Raw genomic sequence first — 9,312 nt, 5'->3', positions numbered from 1 at the left:
CAAAGTGCCCACACAGTTTGTCTTCTATCTTATTAATGAACGTTTGCCCCGAGGCGTGCTGCGTATTCTACTGATTTCGACATCCATGTCAAACACTTTTTGCAATTTTTTTTAAATTATTCTATTTGCTTATTTATTCCAACCCATTTTGATTTCCATGAAATCTAGTTGCTTTTTTTTTGCGCTTTTATTAGTAGGTTATCGCTGATGTTGGTTTGTTTATTGCTCTTTGATTTGCTTGCTGTTTAAGGAAGTCCTGGTTGCTAGCAACCAGGCTCCGCTATTTTAATACGTGTAATAGCCAAACTAGTTTCGCTCGTATATATTAAAAGACATATCATATTTGTTCTTTTCATCGTGTTCGCGAAAAACATTACTGGTACGTGTCCATAGGCTTTCATCGATGTTAGGAAAAAATACGTCGGCGATGAATTGACGATGGATGCGTGTAATATATAAGCGATTGGCTATAGCCATAGTATCTTTAAATAATTGCTCACCGCCAATGATCATTACTTCTGGAATATCTTTTGTTTCAGCTAATGCCTTTTCTAAAGAATTAACAACAATTACTCCTTCAATAGCAGAGCAGGAATTACTTAATACTATATTTAATCGTCCAGGAAGTGGTCTGCCTATAGATTCGTAAGTTTTGCGTCCCATTATGATAGGTTTACCCATAGTAATGGTTTTAAAATGTTGGAGGTCTGCGGGTAAGTGGCAGAGTAATTGATTATTAATACCGATGCCACCAGCGGCATCAAGGGCGGCGATTAAACTGATGATCGTCATTAACGACTCCTAGGACTGAGCAAAAATGAACTGATTTTGGCTCAAACTAGCGAAATGTCAACAGCCCTAGACAGCGCCATATTTTTGGCCATTTCAACGGCAGCCAACATGGAGCCAGTATCGAGTAAATTTTTTCCTGCCAATTCCAAGGCTGTTCCATGATCAACGGAGGTTCTTATTATAGGTAATCCTAAGGTGACATTAACCGCTTCATTAAAGCCAGCATATTTTATAACGGGTAAGCCTTGATCATGATACATGGCGACAAAAGCATCGCAGTCTGTTAAATGTTCCTTAATAAACATCGTGTCAGAGGGCATGGGCCCCTGAACATTAATACCTTGCTCTTTTAATTGAATTAACGCAGGGCTAATTACTTCAATTTCTTCTCGTCCTAAATAACCCGACTCTCCAGCATGAGGATTTAAGCCTGCAACTTTAATGCAAGGATTTGCAATCTGGAAATCTCTTATTAAAGATTGATGCAATTTAGTAATTACTTCAATAATCAATTCTGCATTGATTGCATCAGGTACTTGGCGTAATGGTAGGTGAGTTGTAACTAATGCAACCTTCATCTGAGTACATGCAAGCATCATCACCACCGTATCAACATGATAATATTGCGCAAAAAACTCAGTATGGCCTGTAAACGCAAAGCCTGCCGTATTAATAATTGCCTTATGCACGGGAGCGGTAACAATTCCAGAAAATTCACCATGGCTACATAATTCTGCACCACGTGTTAGTAGTTCAAGCACATAAGTTGCATTTTCAGGATTAAGTTGACCACTGACTACAGGAGCAGGACAAGAAATAGGTAGAATAGTTAAGTGCCCAGATTTAGGCGTAACGATTTGCCCTGATTGATATTCGTCAAAGCAAACCTCACAAGCTAACTCTTTCGCTCGTGAAGCCAGTACTTGAGGGTCACCTAAAATGACCAGAGGAAAATCATAGTCAGCAAGAGCCAAACATAAATCCGGTCCAACTCCCGCTGGTTCACCACTGCTAATTAGCAGTGGCTTCATGCTAGCTCCTTTTCAACAACATTAATGTATGCATCGCGGCGAATATGCTGTTGCCAGTTGTGTACCGCCTCAGCAAATTTACGTTGATGTAAAAATTGTCGTACTTGCTGTTTCTTAAAAGCAACAGAATCATCTTCTTGCTTACGACCTAAAATTTCAATTAAATGCCATCCAAATTGAGATTTTACCGGCTTACTTACCTGATTTAAGGGTAATTTATTCATCGCCTTTTCAAACTCAGGCACTGTTTCACCTGGACTAATCCAGCCTAAGTCACCACCTTTTACCGCACTGACGGTATCTAAAGAGTATTGTTTTGCCATGGTTGCAAAATCTTTACCCGCTATGAGTTGTTGATAAATATTATTGACCTGTTTCTTCGCATCGTCAGGAAGCATACTGGCATCGGTCTTTAACAAAATATGACGCGCATGAGTTAAGGTAACCACATGTTGTTGCTTCGCTGCAGCGCCGCCAAGGCTTACCAATTTAATTAATTGCAAACCGTTACCTGCACGTAAAGGCCCCAAAACCTGGCCAACTTTCATGTTAATAACTTCTTTGGCAAAAAGTTCAGGGAGCTCGCCAATATGTCGTTCTCCTAAGTCACCGCCTTCTAAAGCAAGGCTACTCATTGAACTGTCAAAAGGCAGGCGACTAAAGTCATCTCCTTTTTTAACGCTCGCCAACACCCGTTCAGCGGTCTTTTGTGCTTTTTGCACTTCGGCGGCACTTGGCTTTTCACTTAATGGAATTACAATATTTTGTAGGTGATAAGTAAAATTAGTGCGATCGACAGGGAGATCTCCTTCAGTTTTCAAGAACTGCTCTACTTGCTCATTCGTAATGCGTATGTCACGACCTACAGCCTTTTGCTGCAAGTTAGACAAAACCATTTCTTTACGAATGCTCTCGCGGTATTCATTCCAGCCCATACCTTGGCGTGTTATTTCTTCACGTAATTGCACCATCGTAGCATGGTTTGCTGTAGCAATGCGTTCAATCGCTTGGTTCAACTCAGAATCATCAACAGTAATCCCATTCTGTTTTGCCATTTGCATTTGCAAATCGACATCAATTAAATGTTGTAATACTTGTTTGCGTAGTACATTATCTGGAGGAAGTTGCATTCTTTGTGCAAGTAGCTGCTTTTTAGTTAAAGACACTTGCTTGTCCAACTCGCTTGAAGTGATCACTCCATTATTTACTACAGCAACGACCTTATCTAAGAATTGCGTTGCCTGACTTGTGCTTACTGCTGCAAACAGCATACAAACAAGCGCTATTTTTTTACACATACAAAAATCCTTCCTTATTTAATCTTTTTCGAGCAGTTTGTATGCGTTCCTTGCAGTAACTCGAAAATATTAAAATTATTGTCACACTAAGTTATTTTTAACCAAAATACAAGCAGCCCTGCCTAATTTTTTACCATTACCGATGAAATGGATCATTATACCCTGGAATATAAGTATTTAAGATCCTACTTGGATCACTTGTAGCTACGGATCCTAAGCCTTTTAATAGTATTTGCAAGTACACATTGTTATTGTACTGTGGTTGATACGATGCATTTAGGTTTTTAAATGTTCGCCCACCAAAAATACGTACAGCCCAGCAACAATTATCATACTGCATACCTAATAAAGACATCATACTGTAATCTTTACTAATATTATGACTATAAGCTCCTATAGTGCTCCACTTTGCATTTAAAGGCAAAGAAAACGCAACCAGAGCCTGGTGTAATGCGTTATCACTTTTGGCATTATTCCGTACTGAAGTAACATCCCCATTAACCAGGTAGGTATAACCAAAGTTAAGGATGGCATTTGGTGCAGGTTGATAGTGCAGATTTAAATCGCCGTTATTTGTAGCCGAAGTAGCAGTATCCCATACATAATCACCGGTGATGCTCCAAACTGGATTAAAATGATAAACTGCTCGTGAAGCAATCGGCGAGGTATCCGCAAAAGGAGACAACTGCCCTATTTCTAAAGGATTAGCAATACAAGGACCAGTCAAACTTCGGCATAATTGCACTGTTCTATTCGTAAAATATTTAATTTGACCAACAGAGAAATTAGCGCGTTCAAAACCTGTTTCCTCAGAGAGCCAGCGTGTAGTCACCGCATAAGATAATTGATTCGCATCACCAATACGGTCAAAGCCTGAAAAGCGATTTGTTCTAAACAATTGATCCACATTAAAGATCATGTTAGCTGTATCATATATAGGAATAGCACTCTGATCTTGGTAAGGCACATATAAATAATACAAACTGGGTTCTAATGTTTGAGTGTATCCATTACCAAACCAGTTAAAATTGCGCTCAAAAAACAATCCTCCACGCACATCATAACGGGGTATAAAACGATTGTAATCGGTGTGTTTAGGTCCCCAGTTATTACTTACCTCATAATAGTTTTCGACAAACTCTACTGAGGGTGTAATGTACCCCCAAGCTTTACGCTGCGGTAAAATAAGCACCGGATTAAAATGCAATCGGGGACCACGAGGCACGCCTATTTGCGCCCCTTCCCACTTCGTTCCAGGCCAAAAGAATTGATCATATTGCCCTACGAGGTTTAAATTCGCATGCATTGGCAAATCATAATAATAACCGTGTGCCGCAATTTGTGGTAAACGTTCATACTGATCAGCAATTGGTGTTTCATTAACTGGATGCAGGGTTTGATAGCTTTGTACCATACCTCTAAAAATCCAATTCTCCGTGGTGTAGGTCAAATCGGCTTGACGTAATAATTGTCTTTGCGTAATGAGGGCTAAATTTGAACTGAAATCTTGTAAATAATAATCATCTGAAACTTGCTGTACATTTGCGTTAAAACTCAAATTAGGGGCTAACAGGGTGGATTCTAATACACCTATAGACCAACGGTTTGTTGAGTTGTGCTTTAACCTGGGGAATTCCCATTCCTGATCATGCAAAAAGTTACGGAAGGCAGCATCTTGGGGTAAAAATGTACCGCTAATAATGCCGTGACTTTTTTCCGTTAAATAGCGGTAATCAGCTCCCAACATCACCCCTCGCTCAGTATATAAATGCGGGGTTAAGGTCAAATCATGATTAGGAGCTATGTTCCAATAATAAGGAATGCCCAAATCAAAACCACCGACATTAGAGTATCCTGCAACAGGTATGAGGAAGCCTGATTTGCGCTCCTTACTGGTTGGGAAGCTTAAATAGGGAAGATAAAGCACAGGCCATTCTCGAACTCGTAATTTTACATCACGAGCCACGCCAACTTTCTTCTTATCATCAAGTTTTATTGATTTGGCCTCCAGCATCCACGCTTTGTCCTGAGGTGCGCAGGTGGTATAGGTTGCCTGATTTAATAAATAATCAGAATTAGCAAAGCGCTGCATTAGGCTAGCACGCCCCCAAGCGGGCAACAGGGCATGACCTTTATTGGTATTAAAACGATAGATGACGTCTTCGGTTTGCCCAGATTTATCTTGAGGATTAATACTCGCTTTACGGGCAATCATTAACTTATCGGGTTCTAAATAATGTACATCACCTAAAAATTCTATCCGCGTGATTTGGTTCGTTTTAGCATCTCGATACACATGTGCTGTTTCTGCGTTCACAACGCGCAGTGTTTGGCGAATTTCTACATTCCCAGATAAGGTTGAGGGTTTATCTTGGTAGAAAGACACTTTATCCGCCATAATGCGTAGCTCATCTGGTGAGGCAAGGGGCGTTATCGTAATTGGTCTATAAGAGCCTAAACAGACAGGTGAGCTGCGGTCGTTTTGCCAGCCTAAGCATTGGGCTAATTTGCTTCTTACTGCGTTGGTTAAATCCACATCACGTGCGACCACACAGGCTTGTACTGGTTCATAAGTAATGGAGTCAGCATGAGCCAAAGAGTGATGAATCACCATAAGCGTAGTCAGGGTGATTGTACCTCCTGCCATCAAGAACCATTTAACTGAAATCTTGTTCACAAGTAATAAAATGCCTTATTATGCACACAAAGACTATATACTGCGTGCTAACACAGTTAAAAATCAAGTAACAATTCGCTCAAAGAACATGGTGAATCGTTACATGCCAAAAATAATGTCGGGAAGTATATCATGCATGAAAGAGAAAACGCACTGAAAGAGTGGCTTACGCAAGTGCTTGAACAACAAGATTTTGTTTTAACCCCTTTAGCTGGAGATGCCAGTTTTAGACGCTATTTCCGCGTGCTTCATAATGGATTGTCTCAAGTAGTTATGGATGCACCACCAGGCAAAGAAGATCTACATCCATTCATGCATGTTGCACAAAGGTTGGAGCAGGCAGGTGTATGTACCCCGAAAATTATTGCCAGTGATACGCAACAAGGTTTTTTATTATTGAATGATTTGGGCGATCAATTGCTTTTAAATGCGCTTAACCCAGAAACCGTGCAACATTATTATCAGCAAGCAATACAAACCCTATTTAAAATTCAAACCAGTGCGATTAATGATCCACTGCTTGCACCATTTGATTATCGCTTCATGGTTAAAGAAATGAATCTCTGCCCTGAATGGTTTCTTAACGCCTATCTTGCACTAGAACTTAGTGAGGCAGAAACAGCCATGTTACAGGAGTCTATCGACTGGATTGCGTCAGAAGTTGCGAAACAACCATTAACCTTTATTCACCGTGATTATCATTCGCGTAATTTAATGTTGGTAGTTGATGGCTCTGAAACGCTATTAGGTGTTATTGATTTCCAAGATGCCATGAGCGGCCCGCTTACTTATGATTTAGTGTCCTTACTGAAAGACTGCTATATTTCTTGGCCTCGCGCCCAACTTATTGAATGGGTGGAGCTATTTTACAAACAGAATACTTTAGCCAGCCAATATTCTCTTGCTGAATTTATTCGTGCTTTTGACTTATGTGGCTTACAAAGACATTTAAAAGTATTAGGTGTGTTCTCCCGCTTACATTTGCGTGATAATAAACCGGGCTATTTAAAAGACCTTCCCCTAACTTTGAAATATGTTCTTGAATGTACAGAAATTTATCCTGAGCTTCACCCCTTGCTGCACTTTTTACAAACGAGAGTTTATTTACCATGAATACTGCCATGATACTCGCTGCTGGACGCGGGGAGCGCCTAAAACCGTTAACTGAGATGAAGCCTAAGGCGTTATGTGTTGTCAAAGGCAAGCCTTTAATTGAGCACCATATTATCAATCTGGCCAACGCTGGCTATGAAAAAATAGTCATTAATCACGCCTATCTTGGTGGACAAATTCGTCAGTGTTTGGGTAATGGTGAGCGTTGGGGTATACAAATTATTTACTCTGCCGAACCACCGGGAGGATTGGAAACGGGGGGAGGTATTGTTAATGCCTTACCTCTATTGGGCAATCAACCGTTTATTACCGTGAATGCAGATATTTATACCGACTTTGATTTCAGCTTATTACAAACCCCTGAGCCCAATTCCATTCAGGTCATATTGGTCAATAAAAACCCGGCCTTAAATCATCATGGAGATTTTGGTCTGGTTAATCAACAGCAATTAACCAATGCGAATCGCGAATATACTCTGGCGGGGATTTGTTGTTATCACCCACAAGTGTTTTCGGGATGCACGCAGGGGCGCTATTCTGTTACTCCATTGATTAGGCATTATGCGAATTTGGCAAAAGCAACAGCTAGTGTTTATAGTGGGCTGTGGTTTGATATTGGTTCGTTCGAGCGCTTGGCCGCGGCGAATAATGCTTAATGTTTGTGTACGTAGCTACTCTGTATCAATGCTATAGTTTTCTGTGAGCTGATTTTGTTGCTATTTTAAGTATATCCTGGTTGCAGGCAACCAGGATACCCGTTTTTATAATGCGGTTAGAGAGCAGAAACGCCTGGGCCAGTATCGGCTTCTGGTCCTTCCAGGCCTTCATCTTGATTGGCTTTAGCAACAACCTCGACTGCAACTTCAGCATCTTTTAAAGCTTCAGCGGCTTTAGACTCTCCAGGATAGTCACGTTCTCTAGTTTGAAGTGTTATCCCTTTATTAGCCATATAATCTTTTAAACCACCTTCGTCCATCAACGCTTTAATCTCTTCCTGAGTGACCCTTGTACCTTCGCTTTGCACCTTATCATCGACATGGTAGATGAAACCACCTTTGATTACATGATCTTTTGATGCCAGCCATGCATTAAAAACTTTATCCAGATTACTTACTGTCTCTGGGCTTACTGCTCCGTCGCTGGAAGAATAACCACGAATATAATGTCCATCCGCACTAACGGCGTAATCGACTTTGATGTCAGATACCTTGCCTGCCATTTCTTTCACAGCAGCGTCAGCAAGATTTGCCTGCATATTTTTCAAATCTGAAGTTTCTACTTCCTGACCAGACCAGGGCTGACCATTTACAGTCAGCTTAAAGCGAACATAATCAACAAACTTATCTACTGCTGCAATGATGTTTTCTTTTAATTCTGGATTCTTAGCTAAGAACTTAGATTTAGTTGCTAAATCTCTCACGCGCGAAGCGAGATACTCTGCGCCTTCAATTGTAGCCCCTGCCGTTTCCATTGAAGACTTAATTTCTTGGGTAGTTGGGAATCGTTTCTCAGCCATAATTCAAATCTCACACTAAATTGATAACACCTGCCCTAATTATAGCAAATTAGATGCCGACAAATTGACATCTAATTTTGCGTTTGGTGTTAAGCGTTTGTAAAAAATTAAATGAATGGTGATTTAACATAATCGATTACTGAATTAAAAGTACCTTGCTTCATCGATTCAAAAGTAAACTCATCCACCAAGATGGCATCCCAACGTGCCGCCTCTACTGCTAGCAATTGGTCCATCTCTTCTTGAGTAATTTCTTTCTTTTCAAGCTTCTGTTCTAGCTTAGCTTTTAAATGTCCAAACTTAGCTCGCTTCACATCACTTACTTTCTTAGACAGTTCATCCGCATTGATAATTAACTGTAAGGCATGTTCCATACGATCCACAGGCTGTTTTGGGTCTCCTGATAAATAAAGAAATGATTTCAAACGATTGCGGAAATGGTTATTCCCAGTCATTAATGCAGCCAGTTTTCTATCTAATTTATCACTGGGATAACGCATAGTTTGTCCCAAAGGAAATGCCACAAAACGCATGATGAAACCGAATAACCGTGATGGGAAGTTTTGGCATAAAGCAAGCAGTGATTTTTGTGCATGATAGTAGCAATAAGAAACTGCCCACTGTGCAGGCAATTGCTCATCTTTATCATCACCATTTAACTGCACACTACGTAACGCAGCCATCGCCATGTATAGATAAGAAAGTCCATCAGCTAGGCGTGCAGATAAGCGCTCTTTACGCTTTAAATCACCACCTAAGTAAATTAATGATAAATCAGCCAACCAAGCAAAAGCATAGCTTAAACGAGTTAAGCGTTGATAGTCACGTTTCATTGATGACTTAGGAACGCTAATCAATAATCCACCGGTCCATGCAGTACACATC

The 9,312-nt window shown here is 40.5% G+C and carries 8 protein-coding genes; 2 read left to right on the top strand and 6 right to left on the bottom strand.

From position 1 onward, the window contains the following. Nucleotides 1-306: 306 nt before the first annotated feature. From ACQY7T_RS14195 to ACQY7T_RS14180, 4 genes are all read right to left on the bottom strand, one after another. Nucleotides 307-792, bottom strand: a complete 486-nt coding sequence (locus ACQY7T_RS14195; protein ID WP_428414190.1) for a dihydrofolate reductase — start codon at nt 790-792, stop codon at nt 307-309. A gap of 41 nt (nt 793-833) precedes the next feature. Further along, nucleotides 834-1,823, bottom strand: a complete 990-nt coding sequence (gene pdxA, locus ACQY7T_RS14190; RefSeq protein WP_428414189.1) for a 4-hydroxythreonine-4-phosphate dehydrogenase PdxA — start codon at nt 1,821-1,823, stop codon at nt 834-836. Beyond that, on the bottom strand, nt 1,820-3,121 hold the full coding sequence (locus ACQY7T_RS14185) for a peptidylprolyl isomerase (RefSeq protein WP_428414188.1): 1,302 nt from the start codon (nt 3,119-3,121) through the stop codon (nt 1,820-1,822). Before ACQY7T_RS14185 ends, pdxA begins: the two co-directional genes overlap by 4 nt. A gap of 136 nt (nt 3,122-3,257) precedes the next feature. Then, on the bottom strand, nt 3,258-5,768 hold the full coding sequence (locus ACQY7T_RS14180; protein WP_428414191.1) for an LPS-assembly protein LptD: 2,511 nt from the start codon (nt 5,766-5,768) through the stop codon (nt 3,258-3,260). Between the two features lie 162 nt (nt 5,769-5,930). On the opposite strand from ACQY7T_RS14180, the gene ACQY7T_RS14175 reads away from it, so the two are divergent. Both ACQY7T_RS14175 and ACQY7T_RS14170 read left to right on the top strand, forming a co-directional pair. Next, the gene (locus ACQY7T_RS14175; protein ID WP_428414187.1) at nt 5,931-6,911 is read left to right on the top strand and encodes an aminoglycoside phosphotransferase family protein; all 981 of its coding nucleotides are present in this window, start codon (nt 5,931-5,933) and stop codon (nt 6,909-6,911) included. Next, nucleotides 6,908-7,567 carry a nucleotidyltransferase family protein gene (locus tag ACQY7T_RS14170; protein ID WP_428414186.1) on the top strand — a complete coding sequence of 220 codons (660 nt, stop codon included), beginning with the start codon at nt 6,908-6,910 and terminating at the stop codon, nt 7,565-7,567. The genes ACQY7T_RS14175 and ACQY7T_RS14170 overlap by 4 nt, the downstream gene beginning before the upstream one ends. 116 nt (nt 7,568-7,683) lie before the next feature. Here ACQY7T_RS14170 and ACQY7T_RS14165 read toward each other — a convergent pair whose 3' ends face one another. Both ACQY7T_RS14165 and ACQY7T_RS14160 read right to left on the bottom strand, forming a co-directional pair. Then, on the bottom strand, nt 7,684-8,427 hold the full coding sequence (locus tag ACQY7T_RS14165; protein ID WP_428414184.1) for a hypothetical protein: 744 nt from the start codon (nt 8,425-8,427) through the stop codon (nt 7,684-7,686). A 107-nt stretch (nt 8,428-8,534) separates the two neighbouring features. Continuing rightward, the coding region (locus tag ACQY7T_RS14160) for an acyl-CoA dehydrogenase domain-containing protein (protein ID WP_428414182.1) at nt 8,535-9,312 on the bottom strand (778 nt) is incomplete at its 5' end.

Source organism: Legionella sp., assembly GCF_965140895.1.
In the GTDB taxonomy this organism is placed as follows: domain Bacteria; phylum Pseudomonadota; class Gammaproteobacteria; order Legionellales; family Legionellaceae; genus Legionella.
Note: the sequence above shows the minus strand (reverse complement) of the source record. Positions and strands in the feature narration are given on the sequence as shown.